Raw genomic sequence first — 17,259 nt, forward strand, 5'->3', positions numbered from 1 at the left:
CCATCGAAAGTCCGGAACTGAGGTTTTGTTAAGACACTGTTTTAGAACAGCTTTACGGTTCGGCCGACGTTGGCCGGGACCACCGGAGAGGTTAGGACGGTCGGGTTGCCAAAAGATTAAAGAAACCTTGCTTCGTGCTGCTGGATTCTCGGCGATTCGGCCCGGACTGGGGCAAATGCCCTCAATTGTGCGTTGCACAAGAAACTTGATTTCCTTTGTGCGGTGCAGTATGTTTGCACTGCGTCAGGGAGCCGGGGCTTTCCTGAGGGCGCTCAAGATCAGGGAAAGGAATGCCACATGTTTAAGGTTGAAGATTTCCAGAACTACGGCAAGGAGCACTTCGAGACCGTCGTGAACTCCGCGACCACGGTCCAGAACGGCCTGCATGCGATCGCCACCGCTTACGGCGACTACACCAAGAAGTCGTTCGAGGACACCAAGTCGTTCGTCGAGAAGCTCCAGGGCGTGAAGTCGCTCGACAAGGTGCTCGAGGCGCAGACCGAGTTCGCCAAGTCGGCCTATGAGACGTTCGTCGCCGATTCGCAGAAGATCGCGGGTCTGTACTCCGATCTCGCCAAGCAGGCTTTCAAGCCGCTCGAAGGTCTTGCCTCCAAGTTCACGCCGCCGGCGACGCACTAATCGTCAAGCGCCCGCGTGACAGCAGAAGCCCGGCAAATGCCGGGCTTTTTTGTTGTCTGATCGATCCGTCACACGGGTCCTTCGTCGCGCTATTTGGCGACGCGGAGCTTCGACAGCGCGGTGCCGATCGAGTTGAAGGTGGTCACGATCTGGCTGGAGCTGGTGAGCATGTAGAACTTGTCGGGGCTAGAGGCGCAGTTCTGCAGCACGGTCGACGTCGGATCGGCAGGCGATGAGGTATTCACCTGGATCGTGTAGATCGTGTACATCGCGTTGCCCTTGGCGTCCTTGGTATTCTTCAGGTTCGAGCAGAGCAGCGCCTGGCGCGCATCGATCGGATTGCCGGAGGCCTGCGTGGAGCCGTTGCCATAGTCCGGCCAGCGGTCCTCGGTGTTGAGACCATCCGACAGCAGGATGATGACGCGGTTGTAGGTCGTGTTGGTCGCCTCCGCCGGCGCGCCCAGCACGCCGTTCGGGATCAGCGACTGCACCGCCCAGGCCAGGCCGATCGCCTGGTTGGTGCCACCGGTGGGCTGCATCGCATTCACGGCCGTCTTCAACGAGTTCCAGTTGTAGCTGAGCGGAACGATCTCCGCGAGCTTGGTCGTGGCCGTGCTCGCGCAGTACTGGATGCTGTTCTCCATGTGCTGGTTGGCCGGAAACAGCGTCGCCACGTCGGACGTGGCCGGCGACACGCCGTTGGCGTCGTTCGGCTGCGTGCGGTCGGCGACGCAGCCGGTCCACGTGCTCGTGGCGTTGGCGACCCAGGTCTTGTTGTAGGTGTTGACCTTGCAGGTGTAGCCGCTCGTGCCGGACGTGCCCGTGCAGGTGCAGCTCTCGTTGGCACCATTGCTGCATTTGCAGCTTGACCCCGTGCAGTAGGTGACCACGGTCGCCGTCTTCGCGGTGGTCCAGCAGCCATTGTAGTAGCTGTGCGAGGCGGAATCGTAGCCGGGGCAGATCTGGCCTGCATAGGTGTCGCCGGCCTTCGGGATCGTCGATGTGCTCGAACTGCCGGTCGTCGGGCCGGTGACGCAGCCGAAATAATAGCCGTTGCTGGACTTGAACGGACAGGACGATCCCGGCCCGACCATGTCCCATTGCGACTGGGTGAGATTGCTGTTCGGGATTGCGGCCTGGTAGGAGCCGTTGTTGGGCTGCACCGTCGGCGGATTCTGCCAGTCGGTCCAGTCGAGCCAGTTCTGGGAATAGTTGCTGGCGCCGACGTTGACGACCTTGGCGAACGGAACGACGGAGATGTAGACGTCACCCGGTGCCTTGGCGAGCGCGCTGAGCTGGTCGATCAGGCCGCCGCTGCCGGCGACCGCATTCTGCAGGGCCGTCATCTTGTTGCTGGAGGCCATCGAGCCGGTGTTGTCGAGCGCCAGCGCCACCCGCATCTTGACGTCGCCCCAGGTGGTGGTCGCCTTGGAGCTGAAGTTCATGGTCGGGAAGTTCACGACCTTCATGAACTGCGTGGCTATCTGCCCATCCGCCGTCAGCTGGATGTTGGAAGGCGTCGTCGTGGTTGACGCGACGTAAGTGGCGGTCACCGAGACGCTCTGGGTGTCGGTGCTGGTGTACAGCGCCTTGAAATAGAGGCTTGCCTTAGTACCGACGTCGGCGGCCGTAATCGTTCCTTGTGCCAGGTCGCGGGACAACATCAGTGCGGTGGAGTCCAGCGCGGCCTGCATCGACGATCTGGCGGCGTTCACGCGGCTGTAATCGACGCCGGCCCCGACGAAGGCCAGGATTGGGACCAGGGCGATGGCAAAGATCGTCGCGATATTGCCCCGCTGGTCGCCGGCGAAGCGGCGCAGCACGCGGCGGCAGAATCGGGCGACGGATACATCGGTCATGTCGTTCACCACTGATGGTTTTTCGCCGGCCATTTCGAGGCGCAGACCGTCAAGGGTCGGTGAATCCAATTGATGAAAAACCGTGGCATTCCCGCAGGATGGCCTGACATCGGGCGGGCCGGGGGTTCCCTGTCAACGTCCGGTGAATGGGCTTTGTAAAATGCGAGCGGTTTGAGTAACCTTGTGCATCGCCGGGGCGGGGAATCGGTCCGCCGGTCCGCCGGAGCGCCGGTCCAGTGACGGGTAGGCTGATGGGGCTATGCTTGCGGCAAACCGGCCGCTAACCCATATTCCTGGTGTCGGTTTCTGGTGTCGGTCCGGGGCGGACCCGGTCGGCTGGGACAGGCGATCTGGAAAGCAGCCACCGGGCCGTGCAAGCGGCCCCGTCGAGGGGCGATCCCGGAGGGACCACGCTTCGAAGGGGCCAAACTTCGAAGCGATCGTGCCTCGAAGGGACCACGCCCGAATGGGACGATGCGGGAAACCCTTTCTTGGGATCCTCGCAGTCATATCTGATGCATGTACGATGTCGCAGCCAACTTCCAGATTGAACCGATCCGCGCCTAGGATGAGCAATAACGACAACAAATCTGGCGGAACCGGCGGCCCGGTGACGTCCGTCATCACCAAGGTCAAGCCGAAGACCAAGCGTCCGAATCTTTACCGTGTTCTGATTCTCAATGACGACTACACGCCGATGGAGTTCGTGGTTCACGTCCTCGAAAAGTTCTTCAACAAGGACGTCGAGGCCGCGACCAAGATCATGCTCCACGTGCACCATCACGGCATCGGGGAGTGCGGCGTCTTCACCTACGAGATTGCCGAGACCAAGGTGACGCAGGTGATGGATTTCGCCCGCAAGCACCAGCACCCGTTGCAATGTGTGATGGAGAAGAAATAGAGCGGCGTGCGCATGGCGGCGATCCGCAATCTGGGGGGCTCCGCCCGGTTGAACCCCGATCCGCGTTGGAATGATGATCGCGGCGAGCGCCGGGGTGGCAGCCCGTGGCCTCGCGCCCGGACCGAGCGACCCAGCCGAGATCGTCGCGCATCCGCTGACGGCCATGAGTGAGCCGGGGTTTTGCGGAGATTCCTGGCGGGTTACCCGCGAACGGCCGCGCCGGCGCCGTGTGCGGGCGTCATGTCCGGAACGGGTCTTGCATTGACGATCCGGTGAACCCGTAATCGAGGCGTTCGGACGGTCTTTTGTCGCACTCGGTTATAACTATATTTGACAAAGGTTGTTGTTGCCTGACCGGGCGGCGGCGATCATGATGGCAGGGGGCCACAGAGGACGCGCATGCCGACTTTTTCTCAAAGCCTTGAACAATCCCTGCATCGTGCGCTGGCGATTGCCAACGAGCGTCATCATCAATACGCGACATTGGAACATCTCCTCTTGTCCTTGATCGATGACAGCGATGCAGCGGCCGTGATGCGCGCATGCAGCGTCGACCTCGACAAGCTGCGCGGCAGTCTCGTGAACTATCTCGAAACCGAGTTCGAAAACCTGGTCACGGACGGCAGCGACGACGCCAAGCCGACCGCCGGTTTCCAACGCGTGATCCAGCGCGCCGTGATCCACGTTCAATCGTCCGGCCGCGAAGAGGTCACCGGCGCCAACGTGCTGATCGCGATCTTCGCCGAGCGCGAAAGCCATGCCGCGTATTTCCTGCAGGAGCAGGACATGACGCGCTACGACGCCGTGAACTACATCAGCCACGGCATCGCCAAGCGTCCTGGCGTCTCCGAAGCGCGCCCCGTGCGCGGCGTCGACGAAGAAACCGAGACCAAGGGCAACGACGACACCAAGAAAAAGGGCGAGGCGCTGGAAACCTATTGCGTCAATCTCAACAAGAAGGCTCGTGACGGCAAGATCGATCCGGTGATCGGCCGTAATTCCGAAATCAACCGCGCCATCCAGGTGCTGTGCCGGCGCCAGAAGAACAATCCGCTGTTCGTCGGCGAGGCCGGCGTCGGCAAGACCGCGATCGCCGAAGGCCTCGCCAAGCGCATCGTCGACAGCGAGGTGCCTGAGGTGCTGTCGGCGGCCACCGTGTTCTCGCTCGACATGGGAACGCTGCTGGCCGGCACGCGCTATCGCGGCGACTTCGAGGAGCGGCTGAAGCAGGTCCTCAAGGAGCTCGAGGCGCATCCGAACGCGATCCTGTTCATCGACGAGATCCACACCGTCATCGGTGCGGGTGCGACGTCGGGCGGCGCCATGGATGCCTCGAACCTCCTGAAGCCGGCACTGGCTTCGGGTTCGATCCGCTGCATGGGCTCGACGACCTACAAGGAATATCGCCAGCACTTCGAGAAGGACCGCGCGCTGGTGCGCCGGTTCCAGAAGATCGACGTCAATGAGCCGTCGGTCGAGGATGCGATCGCGATCCTGAAGGGCCTCAAGCCGTATTTCGAGGATTATCACCGGCTGAAGTACACCAACGAGGCCATCGAGGCCGCGGTGCAGCTATCGTCGCGCTATATCCACGACCGCAAGCTGCCGGACAAGGCGATCGACGTGATCGACGAATCCGGCGCGGCGCAGATGCTGCTCGCCGAGAACAAGCGCAAGAAGACGATCGGCATCAAGGAGATCGAGACCACGATCGCCACGATGGCCCGGATCCCGCCGAAGAGCGTGTCGAAGGACGATGCCGAGGTGCTCAAGCATCTCGAGCAGACCCTGAAGCGCGTCGTGTTCGGCCAGGACAAGGCGATCGACTCGCTGTCTGCCTCGATCAAGCTGGCGCGCGCCGGCCTGCGCGAGCCGGAGAAGCCGATCGGCTGCTATCTGTTCTCGGGTCCGACCGGCGTCGGCAAGACCGAGGTCGCCAAGCAGCTGGCTTCGACCCTGGGCGTCGAGCTGCTGCGCTTCGATATGTCGGAGTACATGGAGCGGCACACGGTGTCGCGCCTGATCGGCGCACCTCCCGGCTATGTCGGCTTCGACCAGGGCGGCCTGCTGACCGATGGCGTCGACCAGCATCCGCATTGCGTGGTGCTGCTGGACGAGATCGAGAAGGCGCATCCGGATCTGTACAATGTGCTGCTGCAGATCATGGACCACGGCCGGCTCACCGACCACAATGGCAAGCAGGTCAACTTCCGCAACGTGATCCTGATCATGACCACGAATGCGGGCGCCGCCGACATGGCCAAGCAGGCGTTCGGCTTCCACCGCGCCAAGCGGGAAGGCGACGACCACGAGGCGATCAACCGGCAGTTCGCGCCGGAATTCCGCAACCGTCTCGACTCGATCGTCTCGTTCGCGCACCTCAACGTCGAGGTGATCGGAATGGTGGTCGAGAAGTTCGTGCTGCAGCTCGAGGCTCAGCTGGCCGATCGTGACGTGACGATCGAGCTGTCGGAGCTGGCCAAGGCGTGGCTGATCCAGCACGGCTATGACGAGCAGATGGGCGCGCGTCCGATGGGCCGCGTGATCCAGGAGCACATCAAGAAGCCGCTGGCCGACGAGGTGCTGTTCGGCAAGCTGAAGGGCGGCGGCCACGTCCGCGTCGTCCTCGTCAAGGACGAGTCCGGCGTCGACGAGAAGATCGGCTTCGAGTTCGTCGATGGCCCGGTCTCGCCGAAGTCGGAGGTCCCGGCGGCGCGCAAGCGCAAGCCGAAGTCCGGCGGCGGTGGCGGCTCGAAGGGCCCGGCCTCGAAGGGGCCGCTGGTCAAGGCGTAACGTCTCGACGAGATCCAGGAATGCGAAAGGCCGGCTCACGCCGGCCTTTTTCGTTGGCCGAAATGTTTTTGCTCAGGCCGGCTTGATGAAGAAGTAGACGGTGAGGCCACAGCCGACCGCGATGATGAAGCGGCGAACATAAGCGGGTGGAATGATCCGGCCGAGCCGAGCGCCGACGAAACCGCCGAGCATGCCCGTGCACATCATCGTCAGCGTCTCCAGCCAATGCACGCGGCCGGAGAACGCGAAGATGATCGAGGCCATGATGTTCATCAGCGCGGCCAGCCAGATCTTCAGCCCGTTCATCGCGCGGATGTCGCGCATGCCGTAGAACACCAACGCCGCCAGCATCAGGATGCCGATGCCTCCGCCAAAATAGCCGCCATAGATCGCGATCACGAACTGCACGGCCTGAATGGTCAGCGGGCCGAGCCAGGGCTTGCCGTCTTTCGGCGTAAAACGCATGCCGAAGGCGAATACGGCGGTGGCGAACAGCAGCAGCCAGGGCACGAGCCGGCTGAACGCCGCCGACGGCGTCACCAGCAGCAGCACGGCGCCCAAGGTGCCGCCGATCAGGCTGATGATCGACAGCCGCACGAGGTCGCGGCGCCACGGCGCCTTGGTGTCCGTTAGAATATCGCGCGAGGCGAAGGCGCTGACGAACTGGCCGGGGCAGAGCGCCACCGTGCTGGAGGCATTGGCGTCGATCGCGGGGATGCCGGCCGCGAGCAGCGTCGGGAAGGTCAGGAACGCGCCGCCGCCGGCGAGCGCGTTGACGATACCGGAGCCGAAGGCGGCGAGCGCGAGCAGAGCGAGCATCGTCCAGTCGATGATCATGATCGTTGGCCTATTCGCCCTTCAGCCGCTGGCCCTCGTGGATCCGCACGCGCTCGGCGCCGCGCGAACCGGCCGGCGAGAGCCTGAGCATGCTCAGGAATGCGCCGACCAGCGCGAAGCCGACGCCGGTCAGCAGCGACAGCCGGGTGCCGTCGGCCGGATCGATGGCGAGAAACATCGCGACCAGCGCCGCGCCGGTGGTCTGGCCGAGCAGGCGGGCGGTGCCGAGCATGCCGCTGGCGCCGCCGGCGCGCTCGCGCGGGGCGGCCGCGATCATCGTGCGGTTGTTGGGCGTCTGGAACAGCCCGAAGCCGCAGCCCGCCAGCGCCATGCGCCAGACGACGTCCCAGGCCTGCGGCTCGCGCGGCAGCAGGCCGAGCGCGCCAAGCCCGCAGGCAAAGATCACGAGGCCGATGCCGCCGAGCAGGCCGGCCGGCACCCGCTCGACGAGCCGCCCGGCAAGCGGGGCGGTCAAGCCCACCGCGATCGGCCACGGCGTGATCAAGAGGCCCATCTGCACCGGTGAATAGCCGAAGTGGCTTTCGAGATAGAACGGGATCGCGACGAAGGCGAGCATCTGGCCGCAGAATGACGAGATCGAGGTCGCGATCGACAGTGCGAAGACCGGGATGCGCAGCAGGTCGAGCGGCAGCAGCGGCGAGGCCATGTGGGTCTGCCGGTAGACCAGCCATACGCCCGCGGTGACCGCGACGACGAACTCGATGGCGCAGGTGACCAGCGCCTCGCCATGACCGAGGCTGTCGACTGCGGCGATCAGGAAGCCGAACGTCACCGCGCTCAAGGCCGCGCTCTGCCAGTCGAACATGTGCGGCGCGCGCGGCGTATGCGGCAGGAAACGGAAGCCGAACACGAAGGTGACGATGCCGAGCGGCACGTTGATCGCGAACAGCCAGGGCCAGCTGCCGACGGACAGGATGCCGGCGGCGATCGTCGGACCGACCGCAGCTGAGACCGCGACCACCATCGCGTTGATGCCGATGCCGCGTCCGAGCAGGGTGTGCGGATAGGTGAAGCGCACCAGCGCCGAGTTCACGCTCAAGATCCCCGCGGCGCCGAACCCCTGCAGGATGCGTGCGAGCGTCAGCAGCAGCAGGCCGTCGGCGAGCGCGCAGAAGGCGGAGGCGGCGGTGAACAGCACGAGGCCGGCGAGATAGACCCGGCGATAGCCGATGATCTCGCCGAGCGAGGCCAAGGGCAGCAGCGAGATCGTGACCGCGAGCTGATAGCCGTTGACGATCCAGATCGAGAAGGCGGGACTGGCATTGAGGTCGCGCGCAATGGTGGGCAGGGCCACGTTGGCGATCGCGCCGTCGACCACGGCGAGCACGATGCCGAGCGCGATCGTCACGATGGCCCAGGTCCGCTGGGGCAGGGGAAGCCCGTCGGCGTGCAGGACCTTGCTCGGTGGCGTCATCGTACGGGCTCCGGCCGCGGCCGGGCGGCGGAAAGAGAAGGGGCACGGCAAACCGCAGCGCACAAACCCTGTTCCAAGCCAGGCAGGCGCGCCGACGCGTCACCGCCGCCTGTTGCGGACCTGGATGGCCTTGAGATAATTGACGGCGGCCTCTGCCTCGGGCCGATCGAACTGGAAGCTCGGCATGTCCTTGTGGATCGTCGACAGGCCGGTCTGCAGCCGCAACGCAAAATCCTCGTCGTAGAGCTTGCTGTCACCGAAGGTCCTGAACGGTGGCGCGTCCGGATGCGGGCTGGCGCCGGTGGGACCTACGGCATGGCATCGGCTGCAAAGGCTTTGCAAGAGCGCTTTTCCACGCTTCTGCTCGCTGTCCAGCGCATGGCTTGGGACCATCAGGACGCCCAGCAGTACCAGTCCAAGTCCCACTCGCATCTTCATGCCGCACTCCCGCCCGGTCCCGGCAACTGACGTCCCGGCTACCCTCGCTTAGACGTAGAGCACGACGGGGCAAGGGTTACGACCGGGGATGCGGCCAGGATGATGCGATCCGAGCGCAGCCGCGTTTCGTCGTCCCGCTGTAGGGGCGGGGAGCCCAGACTCGCCGGGCCTATCCCATGACGGCCTCGGCAATCACCCGCGCGACCTTCGCGATCGTAGCGCTGCGCTCCTCTGGCGAGGCCTGCGAGCCGGTCAGGTAGACCGTGAGGAGAACTGGCTTGCGACCCGGCGGCCATAAAATGCCGACGTCGTTGGCCGTTCCGCGCTCACCTGATCCCGTCTTGTCGGCGACGCGCCAGTCATGAGGCACGCCGGCCCGCAGCCGTGCGTCGCCGGTCTTGTTGGCGATCATCCAGTCCGTCAATTTCTGGCGCGAATGAGCCGACAGGACATCGCCGAGGAGCAGCTTGCGCAGGTTTTGCAGCATGGCCGCCGGACTGGTCGTGTCGCGAGGGTCATCGGCCAGCGCCTCGTTGAGCTCGACTTCCCAACGGTCCAGGCGGCTGATCTCGTCGCCGATCGAGCGCACGAATCGCGTCAGCCCGGCAGGACCGCCGATCTGCCGCAACAGCAGGTTGCCCGCCGTGTTGTCGCTCCGGGTCAGCGCGGCTTCGCAGAGTTCGGCGAGCGTCATGCCATCTCCGACGTGGTCCTTGGTCACCGGCGAATACGTCACCAGATCCTTCGCCTCGAACGGGATGCGCTGGTCGAGTCGCAATTCACCGCCGTCGATGCGCTTCAGGACCGCGGCCGAAGCCAGGCATTTGAACGTGCTGCACATCGGGAAGCGTTCGGCCTGGCGTAGCCCTGCCGTGAACCCGCTTCCGGAATTGAGCACCGCGACGCCGAGCCGGCCCTGGCTCTCGCGCTCGATGCGGGCGAGTTCCGCAGCCAAATCCCTTTGGCCCTCCGCCGCTTTCGCGACCGGCGGTCGCAGCCCGCTCGCCGAAGCCGCGATTCCGAGGACTCCAAGACCAAGATGCCGTCTCGTCAGCATGTTCATTCTCCCGTGACGGCGCGAAACTGCCGAACGAGATGACGACTTACAAACGATGATTTATTCGTCGAGCCATGAGGTGAACTTGGCCATCATGCCCATCCGCAGTCATCTCCCGCTGAACGCCCTGCGAGCCTTCGAAGCATCAGCCCGTCATCTGAGCTTCACCAAGGCTGGCTTGGAGCTCAGAGTCACGCAAACCGCGATCAGCCATCAAGTGAAGCAGCTCGAGCAGATGTTGGGCGCCACTCTCTTCAGGCGACTGCCGCGTGGACTCACGCTGACCGACGAAGCCCTCGCGCTGTTTCCCGTCCTCAACGATGCGTTCAGCCGCATCAGCAGCGCGATCGATCGGATCGAGGCGAAGGAAGCGCGCGAGGTCGTCACCGTCGGTTGCGTCGGCACCTTCGCAACGGGATGGCTGCTGCAGCGTCTCGACCTTTTCAGAGATGCGCATCCCCATATCGACCTGCGCCTTCTCACCAACAACAACCGCGTCGACATGGCTGGAGACGGACTCGACATCGCGCTTCGCTTCGGCGACGGCTCCTGGCACGGCACCGAGGCGATCCATCTGATGTCCGCTCCGCTGTCGCCGATTTGTCATCCCGCCACAGCGAGCCGTCTGCGCAAGCCGTCCGACCTCGCGCGCGAAAACCTCCTGCGCTCCTACAGGGCCGAGGAGTGGCCACTATGGTTTGCAGTGACGGGCGCACCGTGCCCGATGATCCAGGGGCCGATCTTCGACAGCTCGGTCGCCATGGCCGAGGCCGCGGCGCGCGGCGTTGGTGTCGGCCTCGTCCCGATCGCCATGTTCAGCCGCGAGCTGGAGACGGGGCGGTTGGCCCGGCCGTTCGCGGCCGAAATCGCTGCGGGCTCGTATTGGCTGACATGGCTGAAGTCGAAAGAGCCGACGTCGGGCATGCGCGCCTTCCGCGACTGGCTGATCGAGGCCGCGCGGGCCGAGCCGCTGAGCCGTGTGCGGGGCGTGATCGAGCAAGAGCTTCAGCCTCGAGCAGCGAAACGTCTTCGCAGCAAGACCTCGGGGTGAGCCGTGCCGGCGCCTACCAGCGGCCTTCGGCCTTGCCGTAAGCGTACAGCGCGATGAGCCCGAGCGTCACCAGCGTCGAGCCGATCATGACGATGCGGTCCCAGCGCAGCTCGGTTTCATCGTCGCGCTGCAGGGTCAGCAGCGAAAACAGGGCCTTCATGGCGAAGCGGCGCATTCGACCGGTCCCGGCAACGGGCCGCCCGCGACGGAGCAGGCCTCATCCGGAGCTTAGCCCGAAGAACGGCTGCGCCGCCACTCACGCGGCGACAGGCCGAACTGCTCGCGGAACACGCGGCCGAAATGCGAGAGATCGTTGAAGCCCCAGCTGAAGGCAATGTCGCTGATCTGGCGGTGCGCCAGCGCCGGGGAGGCGAGGTCGCGCCGGCTCAGCTTCAGCCGCTCCGCAAGCACGAAGCGCTGGAACGACAGCTCCTCGTCGGAAAACAGGTCGTTGATATAGCGCGCCGACAGGCCGAGCTCGCGCGCGACCTGCGGCAGCGACAGGTCGGGATCGGACAGGCGGGTGCGAACATGCGCCTTGATGCGGTAGAGCAGCGCTGCGCGATGGCTGGATGCGGGCAAAGGCTGGGTGCGAAGCCGCTCCGCCAAGGTCATGGCCAGGAGATCGGCGGCCTGGTCCGACAGGCGTTCGGCATGCTCGGCGCCGATCTGGTCGGCGCGCTCGCAGAGCCTGATGATGAAGTCGTAGGCGAGCGGTTGCAGCGGGCTATCGCTGCCGAAAGTGATTGCCGTCAGGGCTTCCGTCGCGCCGATCCTGCGCTGCAACATCTCGCGCGGCAGCTTGAACACCGTCTGCCGGAAGGCGGCATCGAATTGCAGCTCATAAGGTCGCGTCGTGTCGTAGATCGCAAATTCGCCCGGCCGGATCACCGTGTCGCGGCCGTCCTGGGTCACGCCGCCGATCCCCTCCCGTCCGAGCGCGACGAGAACGTAGTCGGCGTCCGCCCGCGCGATGCGCTGCGACGTGCGGTGCACGCGCTGCCGGTCGGATGCGACCTCGGAGCAGACGGCGCGTCCGAGCTTGCTGTGCGTCACCGAGCCGCGAAAGGCGCTGCCCAGATCGGAAGCGCAATCGAGCCCGACATAAACGTCGCAGACGATGTCCTGCCATAGCGCCAGCCGGCGGTGGCCCGGGCTTCCCTCCGTGGTGAACAGGACCGGCATCGCTCGGTCTCCCCTTGCACCTGTGACAATGAACGGTCGGAAATGCAGCAAATTTCGCGCCGCTGGTCGCGCTGGGCCAAGCGCAGTCGAGTTTTCGTTCCCTGCAAGACGAGCGCGAATGACGACGCAGGTCAATACTCCCCGAGTGAACGGCGGCGCAGCCGCTATCCGGAACAGGGGAGACGAGCGATGGGACTGGCACATCCGAAATACAAGGTGGCCGTGGTGCAGGCGGCGCCGGCCTGGCTCGACCTCGACGCCTCGATCAAGAAGACGATCGCCCTGATCGAGGAGGCGGCCGACAAGGGCGCCAAGCTGATCGCATTCCCGGAGGTGTTCATCCCGGGCTATCCCTGGCACATCTGGATGGATTCACCAGCCTGGTGCATCGGCCGCGGCTTCGTGCAGCGCTATTTCGACAACTCGCTGGCCTATGACAGTCCGCAGGCGGAGGCGCTACGCGCTGCGGTGCCCAAGGCGAAGCTGACGGCCGTGCTCGGCCTGTCGGAGCGTGACGGCGGCAGCCTGTACATCGCCCAATGGCTGATCGGCCCCGACGGCGAGACCATCGCGAAGCGCCGCAAGCTGCGCCCGACCCATGCCGAACGCACCGTTTACGGCGAGGGCGACGGCAGCGATCTCGCCGTGCATGACCGCGCGGACATCGGCCGGATCGGCGCGCTGTGCTGCTGGGAGCATCTGCAGCCGCTGTCGAAATACGCGATGTATGCTCAGAACGAGCAGGTGCACGTCGCATCCTGGCCGAGCTTCTCGCTGTACGACCCGTTTGCGCCTGCGCTCGGCGCCGAGGTCAACAACGCGGCGTCGCGGGTCTACGCGGTCGAGGGCTCGTGCTTCGTGCTGGCGCCATGCGCCACCGTCTCGCAGGCGATGATCGACGAGCTGTGTGACCGGCCGGACAAGCACGCGCTGCTGCATGTCGGCGGCGGTCACGCCGCGATCTTCGGTCCCGACGGCTCTTCGCTGGTCGAGAAGCTGCCGCCGGACCAGGAAGGGCTGCTGATCGCCGAGATAGACCTCGGCATGATCGGCATCGCCAAGAACGCCGCCGATCCAGCCGGACATTATTCGCGTCCCGACGTGACGCGGCTGCTGCTCAACAAGAAGCCGTTGAGCCGAGTCGAGCCGTTTGCGCTGCCGGTGGATACGGTGGCGCCCGGGGAGGCGGCGACCGGGTGACCGGCCGCTAGGTCCCGGCCTCCGGCTGCGCAGGGGCCGGCGCTGGCGCACCACGCCGCGGTGGCCGCTGCTGGCGCGCGACGGGGGGCGCCGCCATCCGCGGCTGCAGGGTGACGATCACCGGGTTCGGCTTGTGGTCGGTCGCCGCGCCGGTTGCGGCGTCGACACCCATGCCGATCACGCCGCCGAGCAGCAGGTTGCCGGCAAAGCCGGCTGCGCCTGCCGTGGGAATATCCTTCTGCAGCGGGATGATCTGGGTCTCATAGCCCGGCTTTTCGATGGTCACGGAGATGTCGGCGTTGCGCTTGGCCACGAACGAGCACGGCGTGGTGCAGCTCATCGGCGCCTCCAGGCCGGCGATCGTCGCTTCCGCGCCGGAGGGAGTGGATGCAACACTGATCGTCTCGGTTGTACCTCGGGTCACCGACGCGCAACCACCCAGGGTGGCGCAAAGCGCCACCAGCACAACAACTCTCATTTGGTACTTTCCCCATGGACCCCGGGGGAACTCAAGCGCAACTGGAGCGCGACGGCAAGCGCAATCAGCCTAATCCGAAGAATAATAGGGCCGAGTTTCGGCCGAGTGTGTCTTTCAGACCTGCGTCTTTCGGGCCTCGCGCGCGATCGCCTTCTGGGCATCGAACTCGGCGCGCCGGCGTGCGAGTTCTTCCGGCGCGAGAAGGGTTGGATTGCTGTAGTCACGCTTCCAGCCGTGATCGTCGCTCCATTGCAGCGGCGACTGCACGGTCGTTCGTGCGGCTGGTGCACTCTCGAGAACGCGTAGTGCGAGCTCGAGAGTGAAGGCCTGCGAGGCGATGTCGTGCGGCTTGCCTGCGGAATTGCCGAGCGGAAAATCCGAGAACAGCAGGCGCGGCGCCGCCGCGTGCTCGACGATGTCCTTGGCGCAGCCCATGACGACGGTGGCGATGCCGTTGGCTTCGAGATGGCGCGCCACGAGGCTCACGGTCTGATGGCACACCGGACAGTTCGGCACCAGAACGACGGCATCGATCGCGTCGGCGCGACAGCGGGCGAGAATTTCAGGCGCATCGGTCTCGATGGTGACGCGCTGGCTGCGATTGGTCGGCGCGCCGAAGAAGCGCGGCCCGACCGCGCCGATACGCCCTTCGCCCGCGAGGCGGATGAGTTGCGGCAGCGGAAACCAGGTGCCGGAATCCTGCGCCGAGGTGTGCACGCGATCATACGCAATATGGGAAATGCGCAAATCGTGTCGCGCTGACGTGTCGCCGTCATACACCGCGTAGAACTTGGCGCTGCCGTTGTAGGCAGCGCCGGGACCCTGATCGCCCTTGGCCGGATCATACGGGGCAGCCGTCGTCACGATCGTGACCCGCGATTGCGCGAGCGGTTTGCGCAGCGGCTGAAACGGCGCGGACGTGTAGTGCGCCCATCGATAGGGCGTGTCGTAGCCGATCGCGAGATAGTAGTCGCGCGTCCGCGCCATGTAGGACAGCGGCGCCGCCTCGTCGGGCGCAAAGCCGAGTGGGTCGTCGGACGTAGCAGTCATCGGTCGCTCTCCCCTGGAGATCGGTCGATTGCTACTGGCGTGGCCTTCCGTGTCAAGGCGCCGCGCCTTGGAACCGGAGGGATGCTGAAGCTTTGTCTAGCGGGTTTCTCCGGCAGCCAGGCCGGCCGGTTTTTCATCATTTCCGTGAGCATTTCGATCTTGGCTGCTTTGCGCTCTCTTGGGGTGGTTGCCTGTCTCCTCGTCACGACCGCCGACATCGTCGCGGCCAACGAGGGCGAGACCGTCTGGCCATTGGTGAAGGATGAGCCGGCGCAGCAGGGCTCCAAGGATGCGGCCGCAAAGCGGGACGAGCCGAAGGAGAGCGGCACGCGCGAGGCGCTGTGCATGATCATCGAAGCCGCGGCCAAGGCCAACGACCTGCCACTGGAATTCTTCGCCCGCGTGATCTGGCAGGAAAGCCGCTTCCAGAGCGATGCGGTCGGACCGGTGACGCGGAGCGGTCAGCGCGCCCAGGGCATTGCGCAATTCATGCCGGGCACCGCGAGCGAGCGCGCATTGCTGGATCCATTCGACCCGGTGCAGGCGCTGCCGAAGTCGGCGGAGTTCCTCGCCGAACTGCGCAATCAGTTCGGCAATCTCGGCCTGGCTGCGGCCGCCTACAATGCGGGCCCGCGCCGCGTGCAGGACTGGCTGGCCGGCAAGGGCCAGATGCCCTGGGAAACCCGCAACTACGTCTCGGTCATCACCGGCTCCTCGATCGACGACTGGGCCGCGGCCGGGAAGGGCGGCAAGACGCCGCCGAGCCCGCCGCCGACCTCCTGTCATCAGCTGATGGCGCTGCTCAAGCGTGCGCCGAATCCGTTCGTTCGCGAGCTCGAGCAGCACGTCGCCCTGGCCGCAGCCAAGCCCTGGGGGGTGCAATTGGCCGCCGGCTTCGACCGCAACCGGGCGCTGTCGATGTACTCGCGCGCGATCAAGGAGCTCGGCACCGTGATCGCCGGCCGCGACCCGAGCCTGCTGTCGTCGGTGATGCGCTCGCGCGGCAACCGCGCATTCTATCAGGTACGGATCGGCGCCGAGACCCGGCCCGAGGCAGACCAACTGTGCACGCGCATTCGCCGCGCTGGCGGCGCCTGCTTCGTGCTGCGCAACCGGGCCTGACGAACGGGCGGCTTGCGCAGGCTGCAGAGCCACGCGCGCCCGATGATGGTTGACGAGAGGCGCTTTCGCCAGCCTTATCGCGGTCCGTTCCGCTGGGCCGCCCGTGACACTTCCTCCACTCGATTCGCCGCAATGGCATGGTTCGCTCCGCGCGTTCGGCTGGGGGCTGCGCGCGACGTCGGCGACCATCCTGTCGGTGGTGCTGTTCGTCACCTTCATCGGCATCGGCGCGCTCGCCCACGACACTCATTTCAGCATGCTCTGGGCGATCCTGAGCACGGTGCTGGTCTGGGCCGGCCCGGCGCAGATCATCCTGGTCTCGACGCTCGGCTCCGGCCAAACGATTCTGCAATCGGCGATCGCCGTCACCATGAGCGCGATCCGGCTGTTTCCGATGGTCGTGGCGGTGCTGCCGCTGATCCGGGGGCCCACGACGAAGCGGCGGCATCTGGTCCTGATCGCCCACTTCACCGCGGTGACCTTGTGGGTGGAATGCTATCGCTTCCTGCCGCATGTGCCGCGCGAGCGCCGCATCGCCTTCGTGCACGGCCTCGGCTCGGGGCTGATGGGGGTGGCGCTGGTGGCAACCATCATCGGCTATCTGCTGGCCGCGAACCTGTCGCAGACCTTCGGCGCCGCGGTGCTGCTGCTGACGCCGCTGGCCTTCCTGTTCTCGACCTTGCGCAATGCGAAGGAGCTGGCCGACGTGCTCGCGCTCGGCCTCGGTCTCGTGCTCTATCCAGTGGCTGCGCAGCTCAACAGCGGCGTCGACATCCTGGTCAGCGGCGTCGTCGCCGGCACGCTCGCATTCAGCGTCCACAAATGGCGCGAGCGGCGGGAGGCGGCATGAGCGATTTCATCGGCGATTGGCACGCGCTCGTCGTGCTGCTGGTGGCGGGCGTCATCCCCAACCAGATCTGGCGGCTGCTCGGGCTGTGGTTTGGCAGCGGCCTCGACGAGGGCTCGGACCTGCTGATGTGGGTCAAGGCGGTCGCGACCGCGATCCTGGCCGGCGTCATTGCCCAGATCCTGGTACAGCCGCCGGGCGCGCTCGCCAGCGTGCCCTGGGGCCTCCGTTATGGCGCCGTCGTCGCAGGCCTCGCGGCGTTCCTGGCGACGCGCCGCTCGATCTTCGCCGGTGTCATCTGCGGGGAAGCGGTCATGCTGGCCGGCAAATGGTGGCTCGGCTGACTTGCGCGGCCGCAATTGCGGTG

The 17,259-nt window shown here is 65.5% G+C and carries 17 protein-coding genes; 8 read left to right on the plus strand and 9 right to left on the minus strand.

Annotation, left to right across the window (positions count from 1 at the left end):
• Nucleotides 1–297 precede the first annotated feature (297 nt).
• Nucleotides 298–639, plus strand: a complete 342-nt coding sequence (locus ACQR07_RS00300; protein ID WP_434866727.1) for a phasin family protein — start codon at nucleotides 298–300, stop codon at nucleotides 637–639.
• Between the two features lie 89 nt (nucleotides 640–728).
• Here the strand turns inward: ACQR07_RS00300 and ACQR07_RS00305 are convergent, their stop codons facing one another.
• On the minus strand, nucleotides 729–2,498 hold the full coding sequence (locus ACQR07_RS00305) for a pilus assembly protein TadG-related protein (protein WP_434900409.1): 1,770 nt from the start codon (nucleotides 2,496–2,498) through the stop codon (nucleotides 729–731).
• Between the two features lie 568 nt (nucleotides 2,499–3,066).
• On the opposite strand from ACQR07_RS00305, the gene clpS reads away from it, so the two are divergent.
• Both clpS and clpA read left to right on the plus strand, forming a co-directional pair.
• Nucleotides 3,067–3,399 carry an ATP-dependent Clp protease adapter ClpS gene (gene clpS, locus ACQR07_RS00310; RefSeq protein ID WP_008960690.1) on the plus strand — a complete coding sequence of 111 codons (333 nt, stop codon included), beginning with the start codon at nucleotides 3,067–3,069 and terminating at the stop codon, nucleotides 3,397–3,399.
• Nucleotides 3,400–3,798: 399 nt separating this feature from the next.
• Entirely contained in the window at nucleotides 3,799–6,192 is a 2,394-nt protein-coding gene (gene clpA, locus ACQR07_RS00315) for an ATP-dependent Clp protease ATP-binding subunit ClpA (RefSeq protein ID WP_434900410.1), read from the plus strand.
• A 72-nt stretch (nucleotides 6,193–6,264) separates the two neighbouring features.
• On the opposite strand, the gene ACQR07_RS00320 is transcribed toward clpA, so the two are convergent.
• The 4 genes from ACQR07_RS00320 to bla all read right to left on the minus strand — a co-directional run bounded on the left by ACQR07_RS00320 (nucleotide 6,265) and on the right by bla (nucleotide 9,959).
• Nucleotides 6,265–7,029, minus strand: coding sequence for a sulfite exporter TauE/SafE family protein (locus tag ACQR07_RS00320; RefSeq protein ID WP_434900411.1), 765 nt, complete (start codon nucleotides 7,027–7,029; stop codon nucleotides 6,265–6,267).
• Between the two features lie 10 nt (nucleotides 7,030–7,039).
• Nucleotides 7,040–8,464 (minus strand): MFS transporter, encoded by a 1,425-nt coding sequence (locus tag ACQR07_RS00325; RefSeq protein ID WP_434900412.1) that lies wholly within the window; start codon nucleotides 8,462–8,464, stop codon nucleotides 7,040–7,042.
• A gap of 99 nt (nucleotides 8,465–8,563) precedes the next feature.
• Nucleotides 8,564–8,902: a c-type cytochrome gene (locus ACQR07_RS00330; RefSeq protein ID WP_434900413.1), complete on the minus strand. Its 339-nt coding sequence runs from the start codon at nucleotides 8,900–8,902 to the stop codon at nucleotides 8,564–8,566.
• Between the two features lie 169 nt (nucleotides 8,903–9,071).
• Complete coding sequence (gene bla, locus ACQR07_RS00335) at nucleotides 9,072–9,959, minus strand: class A beta-lactamase (RefSeq protein WP_434900414.1); 888 nt, start codon at nucleotides 9,957–9,959, stop codon at nucleotides 9,072–9,074.
• A gap of 94 nt (nucleotides 9,960–10,053) precedes the next feature.
• Between bla and ACQR07_RS00340 the strand changes: the two genes are divergently transcribed.
• A complete protein-coding gene (locus ACQR07_RS00340; protein WP_434901033.1) occupies nucleotides 10,054–11,010 on the plus strand; it encodes a LysR substrate-binding domain-containing protein in 957 nt (318 codons plus the stop codon).
• A gap of 13 nt (nucleotides 11,011–11,023) precedes the next feature.
• Here the strand turns inward: ACQR07_RS00340 and ACQR07_RS00345 are convergent, their stop codons facing one another.
• Together ACQR07_RS00345 and ACQR07_RS00350 are read right to left on the minus strand one after the other, a co-directional pair.
• Nucleotides 11,024–11,185 (minus strand): hypothetical protein, encoded by a 162-nt coding sequence (locus ACQR07_RS00345; protein WP_434900415.1) that lies wholly within the window; start codon nucleotides 11,183–11,185, stop codon nucleotides 11,024–11,026.
• A 53-nt stretch (nucleotides 11,186–11,238) separates the two neighbouring features.
• Nucleotides 11,239–12,195: a helix-turn-helix domain-containing protein gene (locus tag ACQR07_RS00350; RefSeq protein WP_434900416.1), complete on the minus strand. Its 957-nt coding sequence runs from the start codon at nucleotides 12,193–12,195 to the stop codon at nucleotides 11,239–11,241.
• Between the two features lie 189 nt (nucleotides 12,196–12,384).
• Here ACQR07_RS00350 and ACQR07_RS00355 point away from each other — a divergent pair, with 189 nt between their 5' ends.
• On the plus strand, nucleotides 12,385–13,395 hold the full coding sequence (locus ACQR07_RS00355) for a carbon-nitrogen hydrolase family protein (protein ID WP_434900417.1): 1,011 nt from the start codon (nucleotides 12,385–12,387) through the stop codon (nucleotides 13,393–13,395).
• 7 nt (nucleotides 13,396–13,402) lie between these two features.
• On the opposite strand, the gene ACQR07_RS00360 is transcribed toward ACQR07_RS00355, so the two are convergent.
• Together ACQR07_RS00360 and ACQR07_RS00365 are read right to left on the minus strand one after the other, a co-directional pair.
• On the minus strand, nucleotides 13,403–13,873 hold the full coding sequence (locus ACQR07_RS00360) for a PEGA domain-containing protein (RefSeq protein WP_434900418.1): 471 nt from the start codon (nucleotides 13,871–13,873) through the stop codon (nucleotides 13,403–13,405).
• Nucleotides 13,874–13,987: 114 nt separating this feature from the next.
• The gene (locus ACQR07_RS00365; protein WP_434900419.1) at nucleotides 13,988–14,923 is read right to left on the minus strand and encodes a glycine reductase; all 936 of its coding nucleotides are present in this window, start codon (nucleotides 14,921–14,923) and stop codon (nucleotides 13,988–13,990) included.
• A 159-nt stretch (nucleotides 14,924–15,082) separates the two neighbouring features.
• Here ACQR07_RS00365 and ACQR07_RS00370 point away from each other — a divergent pair, with 159 nt between their 5' ends.
• The 3 genes from ACQR07_RS00370 to ACQR07_RS00380 all read left to right on the plus strand — a co-directional run bounded on the left by ACQR07_RS00370 (nucleotide 15,083) and on the right by ACQR07_RS00380 (nucleotide 17,236).
• Nucleotides 15,083–16,045 (plus strand): transglycosylase SLT domain-containing protein, encoded by a 963-nt coding sequence (locus tag ACQR07_RS00370; protein WP_434900420.1) that lies wholly within the window; start codon nucleotides 15,083–15,085, stop codon nucleotides 16,043–16,045.
• Nucleotides 16,046–16,148: 103 nt separating this feature from the next.
• On the plus strand, nucleotides 16,149–16,895 hold the full coding sequence (locus tag ACQR07_RS00375; RefSeq protein ID WP_434900421.1) for an AzlC family ABC transporter permease: 747 nt from the start codon (nucleotides 16,149–16,151) through the stop codon (nucleotides 16,893–16,895).
• On the plus strand, nucleotides 16,892–17,236 hold the full coding sequence (locus tag ACQR07_RS00380) for an AzlD domain-containing protein (RefSeq protein WP_434866740.1): 345 nt from the start codon (nucleotides 16,892–16,894) through the stop codon (nucleotides 17,234–17,236). Before ACQR07_RS00375 ends, ACQR07_RS00380 begins: the two co-directional genes overlap by 4 nt.
• Nucleotides 17,237–17,259 lie beyond the last annotated feature (23 nt).

The sequence above is a fragment of the Bradyrhizobium sp. HKCCYLS20291 genome (assembly GCF_051167715.1).
In the GTDB taxonomy this organism is placed as follows: Bacteria; Pseudomonadota; Alphaproteobacteria; order Rhizobiales; family Xanthobacteraceae; genus Bradyrhizobium.

Excerpts from the sequence above, each read along its gene's own strand:
- ACQR07_RS00345 (WP_434900415.1), bottom strand. The coding sequence starts at position 11,185 with ATGCGCCGCTTCGCCATGAAGGCCCTGTTTTCGCTGCTGACCCTGCAG.
- ACQR07_RS00320 (WP_434900411.1), bottom strand. The coding sequence starts at position 7,029 with ATGATCATCGACTGGACGATGCTCGCTCTGCTCGCGCTCGCCGCCTTC.
- ACQR07_RS00350 (WP_434900416.1), bottom strand. The coding sequence starts at position 12,195 with ATGCCGGTCCTGTTCACCACGGAGGGAAGCCCGGGCCACCGCCGGCTG.
- ACQR07_RS00325 (WP_434900412.1), bottom strand. The coding sequence starts at position 8,464 with ATGACGCCACCGAGCAAGGTCCTGCACGCCGACGGGCTTCCCCTGCCC.
- ACQR07_RS00365 (WP_434900419.1), bottom strand. The coding sequence starts at position 14,923 with ATGACTGCTACGTCCGACGACCCACTCGGCTTTGCGCCCGACGAGGCG.
- ACQR07_RS00355 (WP_434900417.1), top strand. The coding sequence starts at position 12,385 with ATGGGACTGGCACATCCGAAATACAAGGTGGCCGTGGTGCAGGCGGCG.
- ACQR07_RS00330 (WP_434900413.1), bottom strand. The coding sequence starts at position 8,902 with ATGAAGATGCGAGTGGGACTTGGACTGGTACTGCTGGGCGTCCTGATG.
- clpS (WP_008960690.1), top strand. The coding sequence starts at position 3,067 with ATGAGCAATAACGACAACAAATCTGGCGGAACCGGCGGCCCGGTGACG.
- ACQR07_RS00360 (WP_434900418.1), bottom strand. The coding sequence starts at position 13,873 with ATGAGAGTTGTTGTGCTGGTGGCGCTTTGCGCCACCCTGGGTGGTTGC.
- ACQR07_RS00300 (WP_434866727.1), top strand. The coding sequence starts at position 298 with ATGTTTAAGGTTGAAGATTTCCAGAACTACGGCAAGGAGCACTTCGAG.
- bla (WP_434900414.1), bottom strand. The coding sequence starts at position 9,959 with ATGCTGACGAGACGGCATCTTGGTCTTGGAGTCCTCGGAATCGCGGCT.
- ACQR07_RS00305 (WP_434900409.1), bottom strand. The coding sequence starts at position 2,498 with ATGACCGATGTATCCGTCGCCCGATTCTGCCGCCGCGTGCTGCGCCGC.
- ACQR07_RS00340 (WP_434901033.1), top strand. The coding sequence starts at position 10,054 with ATGCCCATCCGCAGTCATCTCCCGCTGAACGCCCTGCGAGCCTTCGAA.
- ACQR07_RS00380 (WP_434866740.1), top strand. The coding sequence starts at position 16,892 with ATGAGCGATTTCATCGGCGATTGGCACGCGCTCGTCGTGCTGCTGGTG.
- clpA (WP_434900410.1), top strand. The coding sequence starts at position 3,799 with ATGCCGACTTTTTCTCAAAGCCTTGAACAATCCCTGCATCGTGCGCTG.